General features: G+C 54.3%; 23 protein-coding genes and 1 other annotated feature. Of the genes, 13 read left to right on the top strand and 10 right to left on the bottom strand.

The annotated features are described in order from the left end of the window. Window positions 1-1,287, bottom strand: a complete 1,287-nt coding sequence (locus tag FHC52_RS20425) for an HlyC/CorC family transporter (protein ID WP_025759264.1) — start codon at window positions 1,285-1,287, stop codon at window positions 1-3. A gap of 18 nt (window positions 1,288-1,305) precedes the next feature. Next, window positions 1,306-2,097, bottom strand: a complete 792-nt coding sequence (locus FHC52_RS20420; protein WP_032623031.1) for an inner membrane protein YpjD — start codon at window positions 2,095-2,097, stop codon at window positions 1,306-1,308. Window positions 2,098-2,263: 166 nt separating this feature from the next. On the opposite strand from FHC52_RS20420, the gene ffh reads away from it, so the two are divergent. The 7 genes from ffh (at window position 2,264) to FHC52_RS20385 (ending at window position 7,679) form a co-directional block, all read left to right on the top strand. Next, window positions 2,264-3,625: a signal recognition particle protein gene (gene ffh, locus FHC52_RS20415; RefSeq protein WP_008502496.1), complete on the top strand. Its 1,362-nt coding sequence runs from the start codon at window positions 2,264-2,266 to the stop codon at window positions 3,623-3,625. A 116-nt stretch (window positions 3,626-3,741) separates the two neighbouring features. Then, complete coding sequence (gene rpsP / locus FHC52_RS20410; RefSeq protein ID WP_003863133.1) at window positions 3,742-3,990, top strand: 30S ribosomal protein S16; 249 nt, start codon at window positions 3,742-3,744, stop codon at window positions 3,988-3,990. Between the two features lie 15 nt (window positions 3,991-4,005). Continuing rightward, a complete protein-coding gene (rimM, locus tag FHC52_RS20405; RefSeq protein WP_021241995.1) occupies window positions 4,006-4,545 on the top strand; it encodes a ribosome maturation factor RimM in 540 nt (179 codons plus the stop codon). A 31-nt stretch (window positions 4,546-4,576) separates the two neighbouring features. Then, the gene (trmD, locus tag FHC52_RS20400; RefSeq protein WP_008502493.1) at window positions 4,577-5,344 is read left to right on the top strand and encodes a tRNA (guanosine(37)-N1)-methyltransferase TrmD; all 768 of its coding nucleotides are present in this window, start codon (window positions 4,577-4,579) and stop codon (window positions 5,342-5,344) included. Window positions 5,345-5,387: 43 nt separating this feature from the next. Continuing rightward, complete coding sequence (rplS, locus tag FHC52_RS20395; protein WP_002914145.1) at window positions 5,388-5,735, top strand: 50S ribosomal protein L19; 348 nt, start codon at window positions 5,388-5,390, stop codon at window positions 5,733-5,735. Window positions 5,736-5,867: 132 nt separating this feature from the next. Continuing rightward, window positions 5,868-6,272, top strand: a complete 405-nt coding sequence (locus tag FHC52_RS20390) for a DUF2946 domain-containing protein (RefSeq protein ID WP_046091854.1) — start codon at window positions 5,868-5,870, stop codon at window positions 6,270-6,272. 36 nt (window positions 6,273-6,308) lie between these two features. After that, window positions 6,309-7,679 (top strand): PepSY domain-containing protein, encoded by a 1,371-nt coding sequence (locus FHC52_RS20385; RefSeq protein ID WP_128302223.1) that lies wholly within the window; start codon window positions 6,309-6,311, stop codon window positions 7,677-7,679. 2 nt (window positions 7,680-7,681) lie between these two features. Here the strand turns inward: FHC52_RS20385 and FHC52_RS20380 are convergent, their stop codons facing one another. The 4 genes from FHC52_RS20380 to FHC52_RS20365 form a co-directional block, all read right to left on the bottom strand. After that, complete coding sequence (locus FHC52_RS20380) at window positions 7,682-8,167, bottom strand: OmpA family protein (protein ID WP_008502478.1); 486 nt, start codon at window positions 8,165-8,167, stop codon at window positions 7,682-7,684. Window positions 8,168-8,179: 12 nt separating this feature from the next. After that, window positions 8,180-9,400, bottom strand: a complete 1,221-nt coding sequence (dgcN, locus tag FHC52_RS20375) for a diguanylate cyclase DgcN (protein WP_021241998.1) — start codon at window positions 9,398-9,400, stop codon at window positions 8,180-8,182. Further along, on the bottom strand, window positions 9,393-9,944 hold the full coding sequence (locus FHC52_RS20370) for a YfiR family protein (protein ID WP_021241999.1): 552 nt from the start codon (window positions 9,942-9,944) through the stop codon (window positions 9,393-9,395). The genes dgcN and FHC52_RS20370 overlap by 8 nt, the downstream gene beginning before the upstream one ends. 138 nt (window positions 9,945-10,082) lie before the next feature. Continuing rightward, the gene (locus FHC52_RS20365; RefSeq protein ID WP_008502475.1) at window positions 10,083-10,457 is read right to left on the bottom strand and encodes a DUF2799 domain-containing protein; all 375 of its coding nucleotides are present in this window, start codon (window positions 10,455-10,457) and stop codon (window positions 10,083-10,085) included. A gap of 214 nt (window positions 10,458-10,671) precedes the next feature. Here FHC52_RS20365 and aroF point away from each other — a divergent pair, with 214 nt between their 5' ends. The 3 genes from aroF to FHC52_RS20350 are packed head-to-tail and all read left to right on the top strand — an operon-like array spanning window position 10,672 to window position 13,807. Continuing rightward, window positions 10,672-11,742 carry a 3-deoxy-7-phosphoheptulonate synthase AroF gene (gene aroF / locus FHC52_RS20360; RefSeq protein WP_008502474.1) on the top strand — a complete coding sequence of 357 codons (1,071 nt, stop codon included), beginning with the start codon at window positions 10,672-10,674 and terminating at the stop codon, window positions 11,740-11,742. 10 nt (window positions 11,743-11,752) lie between these two features. Next, a complete protein-coding gene (gene tyrA / locus FHC52_RS20355; protein ID WP_008502473.1) occupies window positions 11,753-12,874 on the top strand; it encodes a bifunctional chorismate mutase/prephenate dehydrogenase in 1,122 nt (373 codons plus the stop codon). 60 nt (window positions 12,875-12,934) lie between these two features. Continuing rightward, a complete protein-coding gene (locus FHC52_RS20350; RefSeq protein ID WP_126289046.1) occupies window positions 12,935-13,807 on the top strand; it encodes an SMP-30/gluconolactonase/LRE family protein in 873 nt (290 codons plus the stop codon). Here the strand turns inward: FHC52_RS20350 and pheA are convergent. The 4 genes from pheA to bamD all read right to left on the bottom strand — a co-directional run bounded on the left by pheA (window position 13,804) and on the right by bamD (window position 16,578). Beyond that, complete coding sequence (gene pheA, locus FHC52_RS20345) at window positions 13,804-14,964, bottom strand: bifunctional chorismate mutase/prephenate dehydratase (RefSeq protein ID WP_126289044.1); 1,161 nt, start codon at window positions 14,962-14,964, stop codon at window positions 13,804-13,806. The genes FHC52_RS20350 and pheA overlap by 4 nt on opposite strands. 30 nt (window positions 14,965-14,994) lie before the next feature. Further along, window positions 14,995-15,120, bottom strand: a sequence feature (Phe leader region). Then, entirely contained in the window at window positions 15,072-15,119 is a 48-nt protein-coding gene (pheL, locus tag FHC52_RS20340) for a pheA operon leader peptide PheL (RefSeq protein ID WP_100249759.1), read from the bottom strand. It overlaps the preceding feature by 48 nt. 110 nt (window positions 15,121-15,230) lie before the next feature. Further along, window positions 15,231-15,572: a ribosome-associated translation inhibitor RaiA gene (gene raiA, locus FHC52_RS20335; RefSeq protein WP_008502470.1), complete on the bottom strand. Its 342-nt coding sequence runs from the start codon at window positions 15,570-15,572 to the stop codon at window positions 15,231-15,233. 268 nt (window positions 15,573-15,840) lie between these two features. Next, entirely contained in the window at window positions 15,841-16,578 is a 738-nt protein-coding gene (bamD, locus tag FHC52_RS20330) for an outer membrane protein assembly factor BamD (protein ID WP_023308867.1), read from the bottom strand. Window positions 16,579-16,709: 131 nt separating this feature from the next. On the opposite strand from bamD, the gene rluD reads away from it, so the two are divergent. The 3 genes from rluD to clpB all read left to right on the top strand — a co-directional run bounded on the left by rluD (window position 16,710) and on the right by clpB (window position 21,121). Next, on the top strand, window positions 16,710-17,690 hold the full coding sequence (gene rluD / locus FHC52_RS20325; protein WP_008502468.1) for a 23S rRNA pseudouridine(1911/1915/1917) synthase RluD: 981 nt from the start codon (window positions 16,710-16,712) through the stop codon (window positions 17,688-17,690). Next, window positions 17,687-18,418 (top strand): purine nucleoside phosphorylase YfiH, encoded by a 732-nt coding sequence (gene yfiH, locus FHC52_RS20320; protein WP_126289042.1) that lies wholly within the window; start codon window positions 17,687-17,689, stop codon window positions 18,416-18,418. The genes rluD and yfiH overlap by 4 nt, the downstream gene beginning before the upstream one ends. Before the next feature lie 129 nt (window positions 18,419-18,547). Further along, window positions 18,548-21,121, top strand: coding sequence for an ATP-dependent chaperone ClpB (gene clpB / locus FHC52_RS20315; protein ID WP_008502466.1), 2,574 nt, complete (start codon window positions 18,548-18,550; stop codon window positions 21,119-21,121). The last annotated feature ends 394 nt before the right edge of the window (window positions 21,122-21,515 follow it).

Here is a 21,515-nt window from a genome sequence, read left to right as displayed (position 1 = left end):
TTACTCCGCGATACTTTCGCGCAGGGGTTTAACGGGCAGGACTTTCACCTGCTTGATCATATTGTCCTGCACGTCCAGGATATCAATATCGTACTGCTCGATGCGCACCCGCGTGCCCGCCGCCGGGATCTCTTCCAGCGCTTCCAGAATCATCCCGTTAATGGTGCGAGCCTCATCTTCCGGCAAATGCCAGTTAAAGGCTTTGTTGAGTTCACGAATGTTCGCGCTTCCGTCAATCAGCACTGAGCCGTCGTTTTGCGGGGTGACCTCTTCCGCGAGGGAAGGCGACATTGAGGTGGTAAAGTCCCCGACAATCTCTTCCAGAATATCTTCGACCGTCACCAGCCCCTGGATATCGCCGTACTCATTGACCACCAGGCCGACCTTCTTCTTGTTGCGCTGGAATTTCACCAGCTGCGTGCTGAGCGGTGTTCCTTCCGGCACGTAATAAATTTCGTCGGCGGCGCGCAGCATCACCTCTTTGGTGAACTCTTTTTTCTCGGTCATCAGACGGTAGGCTTCGCGCACGCGCAGCATGCTGATGGCGTCATCCAGCGAGTCGCGGTACAGCACAATGCGCCCGTGCGGAGAGTGCGTCAGCTGGCGAACGATGGCTTTCCAGTCGTCATTGATGTCGATACCGACGATTTCGTTACGCGGCACCATGATGTCGTTCACGCTCACCTTTTCCAGATCCAGCACCGACAGGAGCATGTCCTGATTGCGCCGGGAGATCTGCGAGCGGGATTCATTCACGATAGTGCGCAGCTCCTCTTTGCTGAGCGCGCTGCTGATGGTGACGTCGGCTTTGATTCCCACCATCCGCATCAGGACGCGCGTCACCATGTTCAGCAGCCAGACCAGCGGCATCATCAGGATCTGCAGCGGTGCCAGCAGGAAGCTGCTCGGATAGGCGACCTTTTCAGGGTAAAGCGCGGCGATGGTTTTTGGCAGCACTTCGGCAAACACCAGCACCACGAACGTCAGCACGCCGGTGGCAATTGCGACCCCGGCGTTGCCGTACAGGCGCATCCCGACGATGGTGCCGAGCGCAGAGGCCAGAATGTTGACGAGGTTGTTGCCGATGAGCACCAGGCTAATCAGGCGATCCGGCTTGCGGAGCAGTTTTTCAACGCGACGGGCGGCGCGGTTACCCTGTTTAGCACGATGACGTAACCGGTAGCGGTTCAGGGTCATCATGCCGGTTTCCGAGCCGGAGAAATAGGCGGAGATGACCACCATGACGATCAGGATAACGATCAGCGTGGTGGTTGAGATGTGTTCCAGGGGGAACTCCTTTGTTTCTTAGCCAGCAAATTGCTGTATGAAGCGGCTGCCAAAATAGGCAAGGGTGAGAATGCCCGCACCCGCGACGTTGAACCAGACCACGCGACGACCGCGCCAGCCTTCATGATAATGGCCCCATAACAGGACAATATAGACAAACCACGCGATGATGGAGAGCACCGCTTTATCGATATTCTCCACGCTGAACAGGTTCTTCATGTAAAACAGCCCGGTGCAGAGCGTGAGCGTCAGCAGCACCACGCCCACCTGGGTGATGTGGAACATCTTACGCTCAATCACCATCAGCGGCGGCATTTCATGGTTAAACGCCAGTTTTTTGTTTTTCAGCTGGTAGTCAATCCAGGCGAGCTGCATGGCATAAAGCGCGGCGATGATCAGCGTCGCGTAGGCAAAGAGCGACAGGCCGATATGCACCAGCATCCCCGGTGTCGCCTCCAGATGCGTAATGAACTCATTAGGCATAAAGGTGGCGAGGGCCAGATTGATCAGCGCGAAGGTGTAGACAATCGGCAGCAGCAGCCAGCCGCGATTTTTAGACGCGACGATGGTCATTACCGTACAGATCATCAGGCTGACCAGCGAGCCGACGTTCAGCACGCTCAGGTTTTGCACGCTGCCGTCGCCGGGGATAATGCGTGATTCCAGCGCAAAGGCGTGGCTAATCAGTGCGATCACCGCCGAAAGAATAGCCATGCGCCGCCAGCCGCTGTTTTTTTGCAGCAGTCCGGGAATAATCAGCGCGAGGCTGACAGAGTAGGCAACAAGGGCGATCAGTGCGAAAACAGGCATATAGGCATCGACAGTTGTCTTAATAAGAAAGAGAAGCAGTATAACGTTACGTGACGCCTGCTCCAACCGTTGCATAACAACAAAGGCGCCTTCATGTTATACTCCGGCAAAATTCTGTGTATGTGTCGCTCATGGCGGCCCAACGTTTCTACTCAGGCGAGAGACAATGTTTGATAATTTAACCGATCGTTTGTCGCGCACGCTGCGCAACATCAGCGGCCGCGGACGCCTTACTGAAGACAACATCAAGGAAACGCTGCGCGAAGTGCGCATGGCGCTGCTGGAAGCAGACGTCGCGTTGCCGGTTGTTCGTGATTTTATCAACCGCGTGAAAGAGAAGGCGGTTGGTCATGAAGTTAACAAGAGCCTGACCCCGGGTCAGGAGTTCGTCAAAATCGTTCGTAACGAACTGGTTTCGGCGATGGGCGAAGAGAACCAGGTTCTGAACCTGGCGGCTCAGCCTCCGGCCGTCGTGTTGATGGCGGGTCTGCAGGGTGCGGGTAAAACCACCAGCGTCGGTAAGCTCGGTAAGTTCCTGCGTGAGAAGCACAAGAAGAAAGTGCTGGTGGTCTCTGCGGACGTCTATCGCCCGGCGGCGATCAAGCAGCTGGAAACCCTGGCAGAGCAGGTCGGCGTGGATTTCTTCCCGTCCGACGTGGCGCAGAAGCCTGTCGATATCGTTAACGCCGCGCTGAAAGAGGCGAAGCTGAAGTTTTACGACGTGCTGCTGGTGGATACCGCCGGTCGTCTGCACGTTGACGAAGCGATGATGGACGAGATCAAGCAGGTGCATGCCTCTATCAACCCGGTAGAGACCCTGTTTGTTGTCGACGCCATGACCGGTCAGGATGCGGCGAATACCGCGAAAGCGTTTAACGAAGCGCTGCCGTTAACCGGCGTGGTGCTGACTAAAGTGGACGGTGACGCCCGCGGCGGTGCGGCGCTTTCTATTCGTCATATTACCGGTAAGCCGATCAAATTCCTCGGCGTGGGCGAAAAAACCGAAGCGCTGGAGCCGTTCCACCCGGATCGTATTGCCTCCCGTATCCTCGGCATGGGCGACGTGCTGTCGCTGATCGAAGATATCGAGAGCAAGGTTGACCGCGCGCAGGCCGAGAAGCTGGCCAGCAAGCTGAAAAAAGGGGACGGTTTCGATCTGACTGACTTCCTTGAGCAGCTGCGTCAGATGAAAAACATGGGCGGCATGGCCAGCCTGATGGGCAAACTGCCGGGCATGGGCCAGATCCCTGACAACGTGAAAGCGCAGATGGATGACAAGGTGCTGGTGCGTATGGAGGCGATCATCAACTCGATGACCCTTAAAGAACGCGCTAACCCGGACATCATCAAAGGTTCCCGTAAACGCCGTATCGCAGCCGGTTGCGGCATGCAGGTGCAGGACGTTAACCGCCTTCTGAAACAGTTCGACGACATGCAGCGCATGATGAAGAAAATGAAGAAAGGCGGCATGGCGAAGATGATGCGCGGCATGAAAGGGATGATGCCTCCCGGTTTTCCAGGGCGTTAATCGCTTTTGAGATTGCTTTTTGCCCGAAAATGAGTAAAATTTTCGGGCTTTTAATATGACACCCGGGCTCCGTTCCTCGATGGGGCCCGGTTGTTTTATTCACACAAGAGGATGTTATGGTAACTATTCGTTTAGCACGTCACGGCGCTAAAAAGCGTCCGTTCTACCAGGTTGTTGTGACTGACAGCCGTAATGCACGCAACGGTCGCTTCATCGAGCGCGTTGGTTTCTTCAACCCACTGGCCGCTGGCGCAGAAGAAGAAACTCGTCTGGATCTGGATCGTATCGCTCACTGGGTTGGCCAGGGCGCTACTGTTTCCGATCGCGTTGCTACGCTGATCAAAGCAGCAAACAAAGCAGCTTAATCTGTCACGGTGGTCATGATGAGCAATAAAGCACCTGTTGAACCGATCGTATTGGGAAAAATGGGTTCTTGCTACGGTATCCGTGGTTGGCTCAGAGTGTTTTCCTCCACTGAAGACGCTGATAGCATTTTTAATTACCAGCCCTGGTTTATCCAGAAAGGCGGTAAGTGGGAAGAGGTCGAGCTGGAAAGCTGGCGTCACCACAATCAGGACATCATCATCAAGCTGAAAGGCGTTGACGATCGTGATGCCGCGAATGCGCTGACTAATTGTGAAATTGTCGTGGATTCGTCGCAGTTGCCACAGCTGGAAGAGGGCGACTACTACTGGAAAGACCTTATGGGTTGCCAGGTAGTCACTACTGAAGGCTACAGCCTGGGGAAAGTCATCGATATGATGGAAACCGGGTCAAATGACGTTCTCGTCATTAAGGCAAACCTGAAAGATGCATTTGGCATCAAGGAGCGGTTGGTCCCGTTCCTCGATGGACAGGTTATCAAGAAAGTCGATCTCACTACTCAAACCATTGAAGTAGATTGGGATCCTGGTTTTTAAATTCTCCGGATAAACGGTAAAAGACGGCGCTATGTGGATTGGCATAATTAGCCTGTTTCCTGAAATGTTCCGCGCGATTACCGATTACGGGGTAACTGGCCGGGCAGTAAAGAATGGCCTGCTGAGCATCCAGAGCTGGAGTCCTCGTGACTTTACTCATGACCGGCACCGTACCGTGGACGATCGTCCTTACGGCGGCGGACCGGGGATGCTAATGATGGTGCAACCCTTACGGGACGCCATTCACACAGCAAAAGCCGCGGCAGGTGAAGGCGCAAAGGTGATTTATCTGTCACCTCAGGGACGCAAGCTTGATCAAGCGGGCGTCAGCGAACTGGCGACGAATCAAAAGCTGATTCTGGTCTGTGGTCGCTACGAAGGGATAGATGAGCGCGTAATTCAAACCGAGATTGACGAAGAATGGTCTATCGGCGATTACGTCCTCAGCGGTGGTGAGTTACCCGCAATGACGCTGATTGACTCCGTCGCCCGGTTCATTCCGGGAGTACTGGGCCATGAAGCTTCGGCAACGGAAGATTCCTTTGCCGATGGATTGCTGGACTGTCCACACTATACCCGTCCTGAAGTGTTAGAAGGAATGGAAGTACCGGCAGTGTTACTGTCTGGAAACCATGCCGAGATACGTCGCTGGCGTTTGAAGCAGTCGCTGGGCCGAACCTGGCTTAGAAGACCTGAACTTCTGGAAAACCTGGCTCTGACTGAAGAGCAAGCAAAGTTGCTGGCCGAGTTCAAAACTGAACACGCGCAACAGCAGCATGAACATGATGGGAATGCGTAATACGCTCCCGAATATCAGTTTACCCAGGATAAGAGATTAAATTATGAGCAACATTATTAAGCAACTTGAACAAGAGCAGATGAAGCAGGACGTACCTTCCTTCCGTCCAGGTGACACCGTGGAAGTGAAAGTATGGGTTGTTGAAGGTTCCAAAAAACGTCTGCAGGCATTCGAGGGCGTGGTTATCGCTATTCGTAACCGCGGTCTGCACTCTGCATTCACTGTTCGTAAAATTTCCAACGGCGAAGGCGTTGAGCGTGTCTTCCAGACTCACTCTCCGGTAGTTGACAGCATTGCTGTTAAACGTCGTGGTGCTGTACGTAAAGCTAAACTGTACTACCTGCGTGAGCGTACTGGTAAGTCTGCTCGTATTAAAGAGCGTCTGAACTAAGATTCGCTTAAGCGACATCCTGTTAGAAAGGGCTGGCCGAAAGGCCGGCCCTTTTTTTATTCCATCGCACCTCTCGCGTTAACCATTTCGTCATAAATCATTTACAATGCTTGCCTCTTGAATGGAGGGGAAGTGGATAACGTACTGCATCAGCCTGACCGGAAACGCGCAGCGGCATTGACCGCGCTGTTCGCGATCCTGCTGATCGTGGTAGCACCCCTTATCTCCGTCTCATTGCAGAAAGATCCCATGAGCGCCATGCCGGGCATGCATCATGACATGAGCATGATGTCGATGGACGAGCATCACGGCGATATGCCGCACACGATGCCTGTCGACCATGCGGAAGCGTGCGGCTACTGCGTGCTGTTAGCGCATGTCCCTGGCGTGATGCTGGCGCTCATCGTCCTGCTCAGCGTGGTGCTGCAGAGGCTTCGCGTTAAGCCGCCGCGTCAGGCGGTCAAGCACTGGCACTTCTTCCCCTGGCTTTACCCTGATACCCGCGCGCCGCCGCGGCAGTCTGCTTTTTCCCTTTAAAAATATCGATAACTTTTTGCCTTAAAAAGGAAAAGTATGACTACCTGCACCTCGCGCGCGGCATGGGGAAACCTGATGCGTCGCCTTCATTTCTACGTTGGGCTGTTTGTCGGCCCGTTTATCTTCTTCGCCGCGCTAACCGGGACGCTGTATGTGGCGACCCCACAGCTGGAAAACGCACTCTACCGGCACGCGCTCCACACGGATTCTATAGGCGAGCCACTGCCTCTGGCGGAACAAATCGCCCTGGCGGAAAAAACCGTTGGATCAGATTTACGTTTGCACGCCGTTCGTCCGGGGCTGGTTGAGGGCGAAACCACCCGCGTGATGTTCGCTGACCCGAAACTTGGGCCATCGGAGAACCGGGCTATCTTTATCGATCCGGTAAGCCTGACGGTGCTGGGAGATCTGACGGTATACGGCACCAGCGGGATTTTACCCCTGCGTCAGACCATTGATTACCTGCATACGTCCCTGATGCTGGGCGACATTGGGCGCCTTTACAGCGAGCTTGCGGCCTCGTGGATGTGGGTCGCCGCGCTGGGCGGTATTGCCCTGTGGTGTTATACCCGGCCCAAACGGCGGATCAACAATCGCTTCCAGAACCGGCGTCGGGTGCACGTGACGCTGGGCTGGGTTCTGCTGGGTGGAATGCTGCTGTTCTCCGCAACCGGCCTGACCTGGTCCCAGTGGGCAGGCGGAAACGTGGATAAGCTGCGTGCAGAGATGAACTGGCTCACCCCGCAGGTGAACACGACGCTATCCGGCCAACATGAGGTCATGGATGAACATGCCGAACACCGCGGTCATCACGGTGGAATGGTGATGCCGGAAATGGCGATGGATTTGACGCAGTTTGACGGCGTGTTAAGCGCGGCGCGTAACGCGGGTATTGATGCCAGCAAGCTGGAGATCCGCCCGGCGAAAATGAGGGATCGCGCCTGGACCGTGACGGAAATCGATCGCAGCTGGCCAACTCAGGTGGACGCCGTGGCGGTTGATCCTCATACGATGCAGGTTCTGGACAGAACCCGATTCGAGGATTTTCCGCTAATGGCAAAACTGACCCGCTGGGGCGTGGATTTCCATATGGGGATCTTATTCGGCCTGGCGAACCAGCTGCTGCTGCTGGCTTTCGGTCTTGCCCTGTGCGTGCTCATTATCTGGGGATACCGGATGTGGTGGATGCGTCGTCCGGCGCAATCGGCTGTGAGTCCGGTACAGACGCTTTGCCAGAGCTGGCTTGCCTTGTCAGTGTGGGGAAGAGGCGTTACGGTGTTAATCAGCGTACTGTTGGGACTGGCATTGCCAGTCATGGGCGTGAGTCTGGCGCTGTTTGTTCTGGTGGACTGGCTGCGCTGGCGAGCGGCAACCAGGGTGACGCTCGCCGAATCCTCCGCTAAATAGCCTTATGGCGTGCTGATCACCACTGCGACGCGGCGGTTTTCAGCGCGCCCTTGTGAGGTACTGTTGCTCGCAACCGGATATTTTTGACCTAATCCCCGCGTGGTGAGATTGCTGCGCGGGATATTTGCCCCCTTCGCCCAGGCATCGGCCACGGCGTTGGCACGTTTTAACGAGAGCGCTTCGTTGTAGCTCTCTTCCCCGTAGTTATCTGTGTGACCGTCCATTCGCGCGTGGGTCAGGCCGGTTTCCGCCAGGCGAGAGGCCATGGACTGGATCTGCGTTTCACTCTCCGATCGCAGCCTGGCGTCATTTTTATCAAACAGGATGGTGTCCGACATCCCAAGCGACCAGTCACCGTTCAGTTCGTTAAAACCGTAAGACTTCATCGCCGCAATTTGCTCAGGAGTGAATTTGCCTTCCGGCGGCGACTGGCAGCCTGCCAGAACCAGTGAGGCCAGTACTAAGGGCGCGAAGTAACGTTTTAACATAGTGTATCCTTTCTAACTTATTGTTTTCGTACGCTGGTTTTTAACCTGGTACATGTTGCGGTCAGCCCTCTCCAGTAATGCTTCCACGGAAGTATTTTCCCACGCCAGAGCAAAGCCAATGCTGAGTGACATCGATGCTTTTTGTCCGTTATGAAGATCAAACGGACGAATAAACTGCTGCGAAAGCGCAGCACAAATATGTTGAACCTCAAGCTCAGAGTGCACGCCGTACAGCACCATGGCAAATTCGTCACCGCCAAGACGGTAGGACTGATGACGTTTGTCGCCAAACTCCATCATCCTGCTGGCGACTTCGATCAGCACGCAGTCTCCTGCCGCGTGTCCCCAGGTGTCGTTAATAAACTTAAAATTATCACCGTCGAGGAAGAGCAGGGCCGAGTTTGTTCTGGCTGAAGGGTCATTCATTAATGCCGCAATGCTGTTACGAAACGCCGCGCGGTTGGCAAGACCGGTAAGCGGGTCGTGCATGGCGGTCCGCAACAGCTGGGCATTTTTCGCCTGAAGCTTCAACTGCCACTCTTCCATTTCATCCAGAAGACTATTGAAGTCTTCGCCAAACTGATGAAATTCTTCGATACGGCCGTCTTTCACCCGGCGGGAGAAATTTCGGTTCGTGCGCACGTCATGAACGACGTCGGTAATGTTCTGCAGCGCCGTGACCATTCCACGATGCAAAGACTGGGTAATGACGAGCGCGACCACGGCGGCAAAGAGAATGCAGCCGGTCAGTACGGCAAACGACGTCCAGATGAAATGGCTGATCAAACTGTCACGCGCGGTAAGGCGAATTTCGCCGATCGTTAAGCCGTTATGCATGATGGGCTGCGCAACCGGTACGGGGAAAAGCCAGCGGCTGACCAGCGCGCCCAGCGTGTCGTTGTTATCCTCCGGGTTCCAGGACCAATAGGCGAACCGCTTTTTATGCGCGTTAATCACCTCGGCCGCGGCAAATTGCCCCTGTTTGCCCAGGGCGGCAAGCGTTTCGTTGGCCGCCAGCGAGTCGTTGAAAACCAGCGAGGCTTCCAGGCTGTGGCTCATCGTGGCCCCGGTTAATTCAAGGTTCTTTTGCGCGTATTGTTTTAACGTCACAACGGAAGCAAAACAGAGCAACAGCCATATTAACGTCATCGTGATAATGACGCTTATCATGCTGTTTCGCCTCAACGTTCTTTTAAACGTCGGCCGTGGCGTTGAAGTGAAATCTTTATCCATGCTGCTTATTCCGTGCCAGCATTAATACATCCGGATTGACTCTTACGCCACTGCGCGTCAATGCATCCAGGTTGACGGAGAACCGGACCTGGCCACGATCGATCATCAGGCAAAAGGCACTGCCAATTACACATTCCGGATTTTGCTCTGAGATTAATAGCAATGCTCTGCCCTGATATTGGCTTATTAATTCAAGTTGTTTTGCCGGTGATTCAGACCCGAAATAAATCGCATCGCACGTCGCGGCCAGGGCTTCCCGATCGTTATGTACAATAGCGGGAGTATAGGGTAACTCGTTGTGCCCTTCGTCGCCGCTAAGCGCGTGCGTATAGTGAGAAGTGGCATAGATGCAGAGTTTAGGCTGCCCGGATAGTGACGGCCATCGCGTATAGCTCACAATGCCTGAGACTATCGAGCGTACCGATTTATCCGTTTCCGTGAGCGTGCCTGCCGTCGCTGGGCCCACCATAATGAACAGCATTAACACCAGAGTGAGTCGGAAAAAAGAGATCAAGAATAAATTTCTCACCAGAATCCGCCACATCGCTCCGGAAATAGATGTCCTTAAGAGTTGCGGGCAGAATACCATTGTTTGTCAGAGCCGTCATTATGTCAGAAATAGCCTCAGGTCAACCTAAGCTAAATCCTACTGTTGTTTATTTTCCGGTGATTAAAAACAGACTTAATTGAGTCTGCTGGAGCGCATACTTTCATCCATCCCTTTTTGCCATGACGCACGCAGTTTTGCCGCGTTTTCAGCAGTATCGCAACTGGCAGGGAAAGATTTGCCCGCTAATCCCCAGGCGTGAATAAACCCTTCTTCGCAGACTCTCTTCTGACCATCGGCATAGCCGCGAAGATATTCACTACGATCCACGTGGGTGTCGTTAAAACTATCGGCCAGGGTCTGGTTATCTTTAACCGGCAGGCCATTCATGGCGTCTTCTTTACCGGCATCAAACCAGGATGGACTGGTCCAGTCGGGCTGGAAGGTATAAGGATTGATCTGGCAGCCCGTTAAAAACAGCGACAACAGCGTGAGAGCAATTGAACGCATAGCCATTCTCCTTTTTACTTCAGCATAGCCTGGCTTAAGAAAGTATGTCTGTAATTTAAACTTTACGTTTTTGACGGCTGATTTTTGCAATAAATTGGCTGCTGTAAATTAATGTGTACGTATTTTGGATTGAAATGTTTACTTTTTATGGTATCGTGGTTTCACCTCATTGAGGAAAACAACTATCGCAAACGAGCTTTACAGGATCGCCATCATGCAAAAAGACGCGCTGAACAACGTACATATCACTGACGAACAGGTTTTAATTACTCCGGATCAGCTGAAAGCAGAATTTCCGCTGAGCGTCGCGCAGGAGGCTCAGATTGAGCACTCGCGCCAGACCATTTCTGACATCATCGCTGGCCGCGATCCGCGCCTGCTGGTGGTGTGTGGTCCTTGCTCTATTCACGATCCTGAAACCGCCATTGAGTACGCTCGTCGATTTAAAGCATTAGCGGAGGAGGTCAGCGATAGCCTCTACCTGGTGATGCGCGTCTATTTTGAGAAGCCACGTACTACCGTTGGCTGGAAAGGGTTGATTAACGATCCGCACATGGATGGCTCGTTTGATGTGGAAGCAGGCCTGAAGATTGCGCGTCGCCTGCTGGTGGAGCTGGTCAGCATGGGGCTGCCGCTGGCAACCGAAGCGCTGGATCCGAACAGCCCGCAATACCTTGGCGATCTGTTCAGCTGGTCCGCGATTGGCGCGCGTACCACGGAATCGCAAACCCACCGCGAGATGGCGTCTGGTCTGTCGATGCCGGTTGGTTTTAAAAACGGTACCGATGGCAGCCTGGCGACGGCGATCAACGCCATGCGCGCGGCCGCCATGCCGCACCGTTTCGTCGGTATCAACCAGGCGGGCCAGGTCTGCCTCCTGCAAACGCAGGGTAACCCGGACGGGCACGTGATCCTGCGCGGCGGGAAAGCCCCGAACTACAGTCCGGCGGACGTGGCGCAGTGTGAAAAAGAGATGGAGCAGGCGGGACTGCGCCCGGCACTGATGGTAGATTGCAGTCATGGTAATTCGAATAAAGATTACCGTCGTCAGCCTGCGGTTGCGGAATCCGTGGTCGCCCAGATCAAAGATGGCAACCGTTCGATTATCGGTCTGATGATTGAGAGCAATATTCATGAAGGCAATCAATCATCTGAACAACCGCGCAGCGCCATGAAGCACGGCGTCTCCGTGACGGATGCCTGCATCAGCTGGGAGACCACCGATGCACTGCTGCGTGAGATCCATAAAGATTTAAGCGGCCAGCTGGCGACGCGTCTGGCTTAAGAGGGTAGTTATGGTTGCTGAATTGACCGCACTGCGCGATCAAATTGATGAAGTGGATAAGGCGCTGCTGGATCTGCTGGCGCGCCGCATGGCGCTGGTTGCCGAAGTCGGTGAGGTGAAAAGCAAATACGGCCTGCCGATTTACGTCCCGGAGCGCGAAGCCTCAATGCTGGCCTCCCGTCGCAAAGAGGCGCAGGCGCTGGGCGTTTCGCCGGACTTGATTGAAGACGTCCTGCGTCGCGTGATGCGGGAATCCTATTCCAGCGAAAACGACAAGGGGTTCAAAACCCTTTGCCCGACCCTGCGGCCGGTGGTGATTGTCGGCGGGGCAGGACAGATGGGGCGTCTGTTTGAAAAAATGCTGACGCTTTCTGGCTATCAGGTGCGCATTCTGGAAAAAGAGGACTGGGCGCAGGCGCCGGAACTCATGAAAGATGCCGGGATGGTTATCGTCAGCGTGCCGATCCACGTGACGGAGCAGATCGTCGGGAAGCTTCCTCCTTTACCGAAAGACTGTATCCTGGTCGATCTGGCCTCCGTCAAAAATGGTCCGCTGCAGGCCATGCTGGCTGCGCATACCGGGCCGGTGCTGGGTCTGCACCCGATGTTTGGTCCGGACAGCGGCAGCCTGGCTAAGCAGGTGGTGGTTTACTGCGACGGTCGTCAGCCTGAAGCCTATCAGTGGTTCCTGGAACAGATTCAGGTATGGGGCGCGCGACTGCACCGCATCAGCGCGGTTGAGCACGACCAGAACATGGCGTTCATTCAGGCGCTGCGCCACTTTGCCACGTTTGCCTACGGCCTGCATCTGGCGGAAGAGAACGTGCAGCTTGAACAGCTGCTGGCGCTCTCTTCACCTATCTATCGTCTGGAACTGGCGATGGTCGGGCGTCTGTTCGCGCAGGATCCGCAGCTGTACGCGGACATTATTATGTCTTCCGAAAACAACCTGGCACTGATCAAGCGCTACTATCAGCGCTTTGGAGAAGCCATTACGCTGCTTGAGCACGGAGACAAGCAGGCGTTTATCGATAGCTTCCGCAAGGTCGAGCACTGGTTTGGCGATTATGCGCAGCGTTTCCAGAATGAGAGCCGGACGCTGTTGCGCCAGGCAAATGACAGTCGCCAGTAATGCGATGATGTATATACTGAAAGCCAGCAATGCTGGCTTTTTTCATTTTGGGGAACTGTCATGGCTGAACCGCAGCTGCTGTTGAATTACACCGGGCATTTGCCTGAATGCCCGACGTGGAGCGCCGAAGAGCAGGCGCTCTACTGGGCCGATATTCTGGAAGGCGAGATCCACCGCTACCATCTGCCGACGGCGGAACACACCGTACTCTCTTTCCACGAGGAGGTGGGGTGTTTCGCGCTGCGTGAGCAGGGTGGTTTTATCGTTGCGATGCGAACGGGTATCTGGCTGACCGATAAACACGGCCTGCTGCGCCGCAAGGTGTGTGATAACCCCTCTAACCCGCAGCTGGCGCGTTTTAACGATGGGGGTACCGACCATCAGGGCCGGTTCTATGCGGGCACGTTCTGGGGGCCGGGAGATTACAACGGCGCCCTGCTGATGCGCATCGACAACGATCTGACGCCGAAGGTGATCCAGTGCGATATTCACGGGCACAACGGCTTAGCGTTTAGCCCGGATAAGCAGTGGATGTTTACCTCAGACACGCCAAACGGTGTGATTTACCGTACCCCGCTTGATGAGCAGGGCGAACCGGGTAAGCGAGAGGTGTTTCGTCAGTTTAAAGAGGGCGAGGGGATACCGGACGGCGCGGCGATGGATGTGGATGGCTGCTACTGGAGCGCGCTGTTTGACGGCTGGCGCATCGCGCGTTTTTCACCGCAAGGGGAGCAGTTGGAAGAGTATCGCATGCCGGTACGTTGCCCGACGATGGTTTGCTTTGGCGGCGATGATATGAAAACGCTGTTTATTACCACCACGCGGGAAAATATGGATGCGGAGGAGGTGGCGAAATATCCGCTCTCCGGGGCCATCTTCACCCTGCCGGTGAGCGTGGCAGGGATGAAGAAAAGCCGTTTTATCGAACGTTAGATTGGATCGACCGGGACGACGTTTTCGCTCGGGTAGCAGCCCAGCACCTTCATGGAACGCGTGATCTCGCCCAGCTCGCGCAGGGCTTTCTGCATGGAAGCAGACTCCAGGTTGGCCTGGATATCGAGGTAGAACATCTCTTCCCACGGGTTACCGTGGATTGGGCGCGATTCCAGCCGGGTCATGATCAGGTTGTGATTACGCAGTACCAGCAGGGCTTCAACCAGCGCACCGGCCTGTTGGCCGGTAGCCATCAGCAGCGTGGTTTTGGCCGGTACCTGGTCAGACACATTGATTGCCTTGCGGGCCAGCACCACGAAGCGGGTAATGTTTTGCGTCTGGTTTGCCAGGTTGCGTTCCAGCACCTGTAAACCATACAGCGCGCCGCCCGCTTCGCTGCCGAGCGCCGCGACGGTGGGAGAGTTCGTCTGGGCGACTTTTTCCATCGCCGCCGAGGTGCTTTCGGTGTACTCAATTTTCCAGTTCGGATAGCGGTTCAGGAACTGGCTGCACTGCTGGAACGGCTGCGGGTGGCTGTAGACGGTTTCGATCGTGTTCAGGTCCGTTGAACCGGAGACCAGCACGCAGTGATCGATAGGAATCGTCAGTTCGCCGACCAGCGACAGGCTGGTGTGCTGCAACAAGTCGTAGACGTCGTTGATGGCGCCGGAGCTGGTGTTTTCAATCGGCACCACGGCGTAATCCGCCTGGCCGGTCTCGACCTGGTTAAAAATGTCGGCAAACTTCGCGCAGCCGCTTTCAATAAATTCTTCGAAATGGCGAGCGGCATACTGACGTGCGGCCAGGTGAGAATAGGAGCCCTTTGGCCCGAGGAAAGCGATACGCGCAGAGTGCGGATTGGTTTTATTGAGATGCTGCTGCAGTAGCGCTTGCTGGGTCAGAACGGAATCTTCGATGATGAGCTGGAACAACCGGGTGATGTAGTGGGCATCGAGGTGATGCGCTTTGCCGAGCTGAATGAGCCGTTCCAGCAGATCCCGCTCGCGGTCGATATCACGGACCGGACGATGGGAGTCCAGCTTGGCTTTACCCACTTCAACGGCAAGGGCGCGGCGTTCGGCCAGCAGCGCCAGCAGTTTCTCATCCAGCGCGCTGATTTTTACTCGCAGATCCAGTAACGGGTTTTCCGGTGTCATAGTGTTGCCTGTCTCATCTTATCGTTATCAATAAAAAAGGCCCCCCGGTGTGGGAGGCCTTGTTGTTCGTCTTCGCATTCTTTATCACACGACGAAACGCCTCCCGTTCAGGGGAAGGTAAAAAAGAATGCGAAGAAGAACGGCGTAAGTTTCATAAAGTCATCCTGTGAGTGATACCGTTAAAGTACCCGTACTGTTTTCACCCTGTCAATAAAAAACAAAAAACGCGCCCGAAGGCGCGTTGGCGGTACACTCAATTTAAAGGATTACTCTTCTTCAACTTCTTCCGCGAAGCTGGCGTCTTTCACCGACGTTGTGGCGCGACGGGCTTCACCTTTGTGTTGCACTTTATTGAGCTGCCGTTCCAGCTTGTTGATCAAATCGTTAATAGCGGTGTACATATCCTCATGTTTTGCGCTGGCGACCAGATGGCCGTTTGGAGTATTGATAGTTGCGTCAGCGATGAAACCCTGCGGCTCCTTGGACAGGATGATATGTGGGTTAATCAAATGTGTTTGCCATTTATCCAGTTTGGCGAGACGGTCTGCGACGTGCTGGCGAATTGCCGGAGTAATTTCCATTTGTTTACTGGTAATGTTCATTGTCATAAATTTTACCTCTTGTCTTTCCGTCTTGGTGATTCCAGCATACCCGACCCAATGTCAAAATGTGTGATTTAGATCACGTTATTTTGTCGGTTTTTGTCAGGGAATCTTTTTTGTGAGGCAGGGCAGGAAGAGGTGAGATTTACCTTGTAGAAGGCATAAATTGGGGCCATAGTTGACAGGATGTGTTGAGGCTAACGCGCTTCAGCGACGCTCAGAAACGAATAAAAAAACGGCAGCCTTCGGGCTGCCGTTTTGCATTGAGGCAAAATCAGGTGTTGCTGCTGTTCGCGGCGATGATTTTCGCCACTTTTTCAGCCTGAGCGGTCATCTGCATCTGACGGTAAGCATTTTCCATCAGCTTCAGGCCGTCGCGCGTTGCCTGAGTATCCGGGTAATCACGCAGCATACCTTCTACGCGGTTAACCACGGCAACCCATGCGCCACGGCGGGTATAATATTCCGCCACGGAGTATTCATATTTCGCCAGACGATCTTTCAGGAACACCAGACGTTTGGTGGCGTCGGTCACGTACTGGCTGTTCGGATAGCCGCGCACCAGCTTGGAGAAGTCATTGAAAGCATCACGCGCATGCTGCGGGTCACGGTCGGAACGATCCACGCCGAAGAAGCCCTGCAGCGCACTGTCGTCCAGCGCCATGTTGGTGAGGCCGCGCATGTACATCACGTAGTCGATGTTAGGATGAGTCGGGTTCAGACGCATGAAACGATCGATGGTTGCCTGAGCCAGCGGCAGATCGGCATTTTTATAGTATGCGTAGATGAGATCTAACTGTACCTGCTGCGAATACGGACCAAATGGATAGCGATTATCCAACGCTTCCAGTTGCGTTATCGCCTGTTTCCAGTTACCGTCCTGCAACTTTTGTTGTGCAGTCGCATAGATTTCATTCGGCGGATTGTCAGGGACCTGTTCATTTGAACCGGAGCAGCCCACCAAAGCCAGGCTCAACGTGGCCGCTGCCACCAGATATTTCATGCGCGTCATGACGTTTTGACTTTCCTCAAATGTTTGTCCGGGAGAAACTCTGTTCCTGCTCCCGATTAAGACCAGCTACAATAGCACACTATATTAAACGGCAAAGCCGTAAAACCCAACGTTAAACGAAGAAGCAGTTTATGGCACAACGAGTAGAACTCACCGCAACAGTCTCCGAAAATCAGCTCGGTCAACGCTTAGATCAGGCTTTGGCCGAATTGTTCCCTGATTATTCGCGTTCACGCATAAAAGAATGGATCCTTGACCAGCGCGTGATGGTAAACGGCAAGATCTGGGACAAACCAAAAGAGAAAGTGTTAGGTGGGGAAGCTGTCGCCATCAATGCTGAAATCGAAGAGGAAATCCGCTTCGAGCCGCAGGATATCCCACTGGACATCGTCTATGAAGATGATGACATTCTGGTGATCAACAAGCCGCGCGATCTGGTTGTTCACCCGGGTGCGGGAAACCCTGACGGTACGGTACTTAACGCACTTCTCCATTATTATCCGCCGATCGCGGATGTTCCGCGCGCGGGCATCGTGCACCGTCTGGATAAAGACACTACCGGTCTGATGGTGGTGGCGAAGACCGTTCCTGCTCAGACCCGTCTGGTGGAGTCGCTGCAGCTGCGCGAAATCACCCGTGAGTATGAGGCGGTAGCCATTGGGCATATGACCTCTGGCGGGACGGTAGAAGAGCCTATTAGCCGTCACCCAACCAAGCGTACCCATATGTCGGTGCATCCGATGGGTAAACCGGCGGTGACGCACTATCGCATTATGGAGCATTTCCGTATCCATACGCGTCTGCGTCTGCGTCTGGAGACCGGACGTACCCACCAGATCCGCGTGCATATGGCCCACATTACCCATCCGCTGGTGGGGGATCAGGTCTACGGTGGTCGTCCTCGTCCGCCTAAAGGCGCATCGGATGAGTTCATCAGCGTATTGCGTAAATTCGACCGTCAGGCGCTGCACGCGACCATGCTGCGTCTTTACCATCCTATCACCGGCATTCAGATGGAGTGGCATGCGCCTATCCCGCAGGATATGGTGGACCTTATTGACGCCATGCGTGCTGATTTCGAAGAACATAAGGATCAAGTGGACTGGTTATGACCAAACTGATTGTCCCGGAGTGGCCATTGCCTGCCGGCGTGGCTGCCTGCAGTTCAACCCGCACTGGCGGTGTGAGCCAGGGCGCGTGGGCGTCGTTGAACCTCGGCGCACACTGTGGCGATAACCTGGAACACGTGGAAGAGAACCGCAGGCGTCTGTTTGCTGCGGGGAACCTGCCTTCAAATCCGGTCTGGCTGGAACAGGTTCATGGCAAGGCGGTGCTGAAGTTGACGGGAGAACCCTATGCTTCTAAACGTGCTGATGCCTCTTACAGCAATACTCCGGGAACCGTTTGTGCCGTAATGACCGCCGATTGTCTGCCAGTGCTGTTCTGCAACCGTGCAGGCACCGAGGTGGCTGCAGCTCACGCGGGCTGGCGTGGACTGTGTGAAGGCGTGCTGGAAGAAACCGTCGCCTGCTTTAAGGATGAACCCGCCAATATTATGGCCTGGCTTGGCCCGGCCATTGGTCCTCGCGCTTTTGAAGTGGGGCCGGAGGTTCGCGAAGCCTTTATGGATAAAGATCCGCAAGCGGTGGACGCTTTCCTGCCTTCTGGAGATAAATATCTGGCCGATATTTACCAGCTTGCTCGTCAGCGCCTGAACAGCGTCGGCATAACGCAGATCTTCGGCGGCGATCGCTGCACATTCACCGAAAAGGGTGATTTTTTCTCTTATCGCCGCGACAAGACGACGGGGCGTATGGCAAGTTTCATTTGGCTGATATAACCTAAAGAATCAAGACGATCCGGCACGTGCCGTTTTCTTTTCACATAATTCAGGTCATTAACCTTGAATAATTGAGGGATGACCTCATTTAATCTCCAGTAGCAAATTTGACCTGTTATGGGAGGAGTTATGCGTCTGGATCGTCTTACTAATAAATTCCAGCTTGCTCTCGCCGATGCCCAGTCCCTCGCACTGGGGCACGACAACCAATTTATCGAACCTCTTCATTTAATGAGCGCCTTGCTGAATCAGGAAGGGGGATCGGTACGTCCTTTATTAACGTCCGCTGGCATTAATGCTGGCCAGTTACGCACCGCTATCGATCAGGCGCTGAGCCGTTTACCGCAGGTCGAAGGGACCGGCGGCGACGTTCAGCCGTCGCAGGATCTGGTGCGCGTCCTGAACCTTTGCGACAAGCTGGCGCAAAAACGTGGGGACAATTTTATTTCGTCAGAGCTGTTTGTTCTGGCGGCGCTTGAATCACGCGGTACCTTGACCGACCTGCTGAAATCTGCCGGTGCGACCACCGCCAATGTGACTCAGGCGATTGAGAATATGCGCGGAGGTGAAAGCGTGAACGATCAGGGAGCCGAAGACCAACGTCAGGCTTTGAAGAAATTTACGGTCGATCTGACCGAGCGTGCTGAACAGGGCAAACTTGACCCGGTGATCGGCCGTGATGAAGAAATCCGCCGTACCATTCAGGTACTGCAGCGTCGTACCAAGAACAACCCGGTACTGATAGGTGAACCGGGGGTCGGTAAAACCGCCATCGTTGAAGGGCTGGCGCAGCGTATTGTGAACGGTGAAGTGCCGGAAGGTCTGAAAGGCCGCCGCGTACTGGCGCTGGACATGGGCGCGCTGGTGGCCGGTGCGAAATACCGCGGCGAGTTCGAAGAGCGCCTTAAAGGCGTGCTTAACGACCTGGCGAAGCAGGAAGGCAACGTTATCCTGTTTATCGATGAGCTGCACACGATGGTCGGTGCCGGTAAGGCAGACGGCGCGATGGATGCCGGGAACATGCTGAAACCTGCGCTGGCGCGCGGTGAACTTCACTGCGTCGGTGCCACCACGCTGGATGAGTACCGTCAGTACATTGAGAAAGATGCTGCGCTGGAACGTCGTTTCCAGAAAGTGTTTGTTGCCGAGCCAAGCGTTGAAGATACCATCGCCATCCTGCGTGGTCTGAAAGAGCGCTATGAACTGCACCACCATGTGCAGATCACTGACCCGGCCATCGTTGCGGCGGCGACGCTTTCGCATCGTTATATTGCTGACCGTCAGCTGCCGGATAAAGCGATCGACCTGATTGATGAAGCGGCGTCGAGCATTCGTATGCAGATTGACTCGAAGCCGGAAGAGCTGGACCGACTCGACCGACGCATCATTCAGCTCAAGCTGGAACAGCAGGCGCTGAAGAAAGAGTCTGATGAAGCCAGTAAGAAACGTCTCGATATGCTCAATGAAGAGCTGGACGATAAAGAGCGCCAGTATTCTGAGCTTGAAGAAGAGTGGAAAGCCGAGAAAGCCTCCCTTTCCGGTACGCAGACCATTAAAGCTGAACTCGAACAGGCAAAAATTGCCATTGAGCAGGCGCGACGCGTGGGTGACCTGGCGCGGATGTCAGAGCTGCAGTATGGCAAAATCCCTGAGCTGGAAAAACAGCTTGAGATTGCGACGCAGTCAGAAGGGAAAACGATGCGTCTGTTACGTAATAAAGTGACGGATGCCGAGATTGCGGAAGTGCTTGCCCGCTGGACCGGGATTCCGGTGGCGCGCATGCTGGAAGGCGAGCGTGAAAAACTGCTGCGCATGGAGAACGATCTCCACAATCGTGTGATTGGCCAGAACGAAGCGGTTGAAGCGGTTTCGAATGCTATTCGTCGTAGTCGTGCAGGGCTGTCCGATCCTAACCGCCCGATTGGTTCATTCCTGTTCCTGGGGCCGACGGGTGTCGGTAAAACCGAGCTGTGCAAAGCGCTGGCTAACTTTATGTTCGACAGTGACGATGCGATGGTGCGTATCGACATGTCCGAGTTTATGGAGAAACACTCCGTCTCGCGTCTGGTCGGGGCGCCTCCTGGATATGTGGGTTATGAAGAAGGTGGGTACCTGACAGAAGCGGTGCGTCGTCGTCCTTATTCCGTCATCCTGCTGGATGAGGTGGAAAAAGCGCATCCGGATGTGTTCAACATCCTGCTTCAGGTTCTGGACGATGGTCGTCTGACCGACGGGCAGGGGAGAACGGTCGACTTCCGTAATACGGTTGTCATTATGACGTCGAACCTGGGTTCCGATTTGATTCAGGAACGTTTCGGTGAACTGGACTACAGCCACATGAAGGATCTGGTGCTGGGTGTGGTAAGCCATAACTTCCGTCCGGAGTTCATCAACCGTATTGATGAAGTGGTGGTATTCCATCCTCTGGGTGAGAAACACATCGCGTCGATTGCGCAGATTCAGCTGCAGCGTCTGTACAAACGTCTGGAAGAGCGTGGATACGAAATTCACATCTCCGACGATGCGCTGAAACTGCTGAGTAAGAATGGTTACGATCCGGTGTACGGTGCGCGTCCATTGAAACGTGCTATCCAGCAGCAGATCGAAAACCCGCTGGCGCAGCAGATCCTCTCCGGGGAGCTGGTTCCTGGTAAAATTATCCGTCTGGAAGCCAACGACGATCGCATTGTGGCAGTGCAGTAAGTCACAAAACGCAAAAACGAGCCGCTTGCGGCTCGTTTTTGTTTGAAAACCAGGCGAAAATTGAGGTCTGGAGTCGGTTTTGCCTGGAAAGTGAGCGGTCAGTAAATAAATTTCACTTTATCCTTGCAGGTTCAGAATTACTCCCTATAATGCGCCTCCACTGACACGGAACAACGGCACACACGCCGCCGGGTCAGCAGAGAATAGCGAAAATAAACGCTTGACTCTGAAACGGGAAAGCGTAATATGAACACCCCGCGCCGCAGCGAAAACGAAGCGGCACTGCTCTTTAACAATTTATCAGACAATCTGTGTGGGCACTCAAAGTGACATGGATTCTTAATGTCTTCGGACAATAAATGAATACCAAGTCTCTGAGTGAACATGCGTAATT

The organism is Enterobacter sp. EC_64 (genome assembly GCF_019584165.1).
GTDB classification, from domain to species: Bacteria; Pseudomonadota; Gammaproteobacteria; order Enterobacterales; family Enterobacteriaceae; genus Enterobacter; species Enterobacter roggenkampii.
Note: the sequence above shows the minus strand (reverse complement) of the source record. Positions and strands in the feature narration are given on the sequence as shown.

What these genes read in the sequence shown, in the direction of transcription:
- FHC52_RS20420 (WP_032623031.1), bottom strand. Translation starts at nt 2,097, where the DNA reads ATGCCTGTTTTCGCACTGATCGCCCTTGTTGCCTACTCTGTCAGCCTC.
- ffh (WP_008502496.1), top strand. Translation starts at nt 2,264, where the DNA reads ATGTTTGATAATTTAACCGATCGTTTGTCGCGCACGCTGCGCAACATC.
- rpsP (WP_003863133.1), top strand. Translation starts at nt 3,742, where the DNA reads ATGGTAACTATTCGTTTAGCACGTCACGGCGCTAAAAAGCGTCCGTTC.
- rimM (WP_021241995.1), top strand. Translation starts at nt 4,006, where the DNA reads ATGATGAGCAATAAAGCACCTGTTGAACCGATCGTATTGGGAAAAATG.
- trmD (WP_008502493.1), top strand. Translation starts at nt 4,577, where the DNA reads ATGTGGATTGGCATAATTAGCCTGTTTCCTGAAATGTTCCGCGCGATT.
- rplS (WP_002914145.1), top strand. Translation starts at nt 5,388, where the DNA reads ATGAGCAACATTATTAAGCAACTTGAACAAGAGCAGATGAAGCAGGAC.
- FHC52_RS20385 (WP_128302223.1), top strand. Translation starts at nt 6,309, where the DNA reads ATGACTACCTGCACCTCGCGCGCGGCATGGGGAAACCTGATGCGTCGC.
- FHC52_RS20380 (WP_008502478.1), bottom strand. Translation starts at nt 8,167, where the DNA reads ATGTTAAAACGTTACTTCGCGCCCTTAGTACTGGCCTCACTGGTTCTG.
- dgcN (WP_021241998.1), bottom strand. Translation starts at nt 9,400, where the DNA reads ATGGATAAAGATTTCACTTCAACGCCACGGCCGACGTTTAAAAGAACG.
- FHC52_RS20370 (WP_021241999.1), bottom strand. Translation starts at nt 9,944, where the DNA reads ATGTGGCGGATTCTGGTGAGAAATTTATTCTTGATCTCTTTTTTCCGA.
- FHC52_RS20365 (WP_008502475.1), bottom strand. Translation starts at nt 10,457, where the DNA reads ATGCGTTCAATTGCTCTCACGCTGTTGTCGCTGTTTTTAACGGGCTGC.
- aroF (WP_008502474.1), top strand. Translation starts at nt 10,672, where the DNA reads ATGCAAAAAGACGCGCTGAACAACGTACATATCACTGACGAACAGGTT.
- tyrA (WP_008502473.1), top strand. Translation starts at nt 11,753, where the DNA reads ATGGTTGCTGAATTGACCGCACTGCGCGATCAAATTGATGAAGTGGAT.
- FHC52_RS20350 (WP_126289046.1), top strand. Translation starts at nt 12,935, where the DNA reads ATGGCTGAACCGCAGCTGCTGTTGAATTACACCGGGCATTTGCCTGAA.
- pheA (WP_126289044.1), bottom strand. Translation starts at nt 14,964, where the DNA reads ATGACACCGGAAAACCCGTTACTGGATCTGCGAGTAAAAATCAGCGCG.
- raiA (WP_008502470.1), bottom strand. Translation starts at nt 15,572, where the DNA reads ATGACAATGAACATTACCAGTAAACAAATGGAAATTACTCCGGCAATT.
- bamD (WP_023308867.1), bottom strand. Translation starts at nt 16,578, where the DNA reads ATGACGCGCATGAAATATCTGGTGGCAGCGGCCACGTTGAGCCTGGCT.
- rluD (WP_008502468.1), top strand. Translation starts at nt 16,710, where the DNA reads ATGGCACAACGAGTAGAACTCACCGCAACAGTCTCCGAAAATCAGCTC.
- yfiH (WP_126289042.1), top strand. Translation starts at nt 17,687, where the DNA reads ATGACCAAACTGATTGTCCCGGAGTGGCCATTGCCTGCCGGCGTGGCT.
- clpB (WP_008502466.1), top strand. Translation starts at nt 18,548, where the DNA reads ATGCGTCTGGATCGTCTTACTAATAAATTCCAGCTTGCTCTCGCCGAT.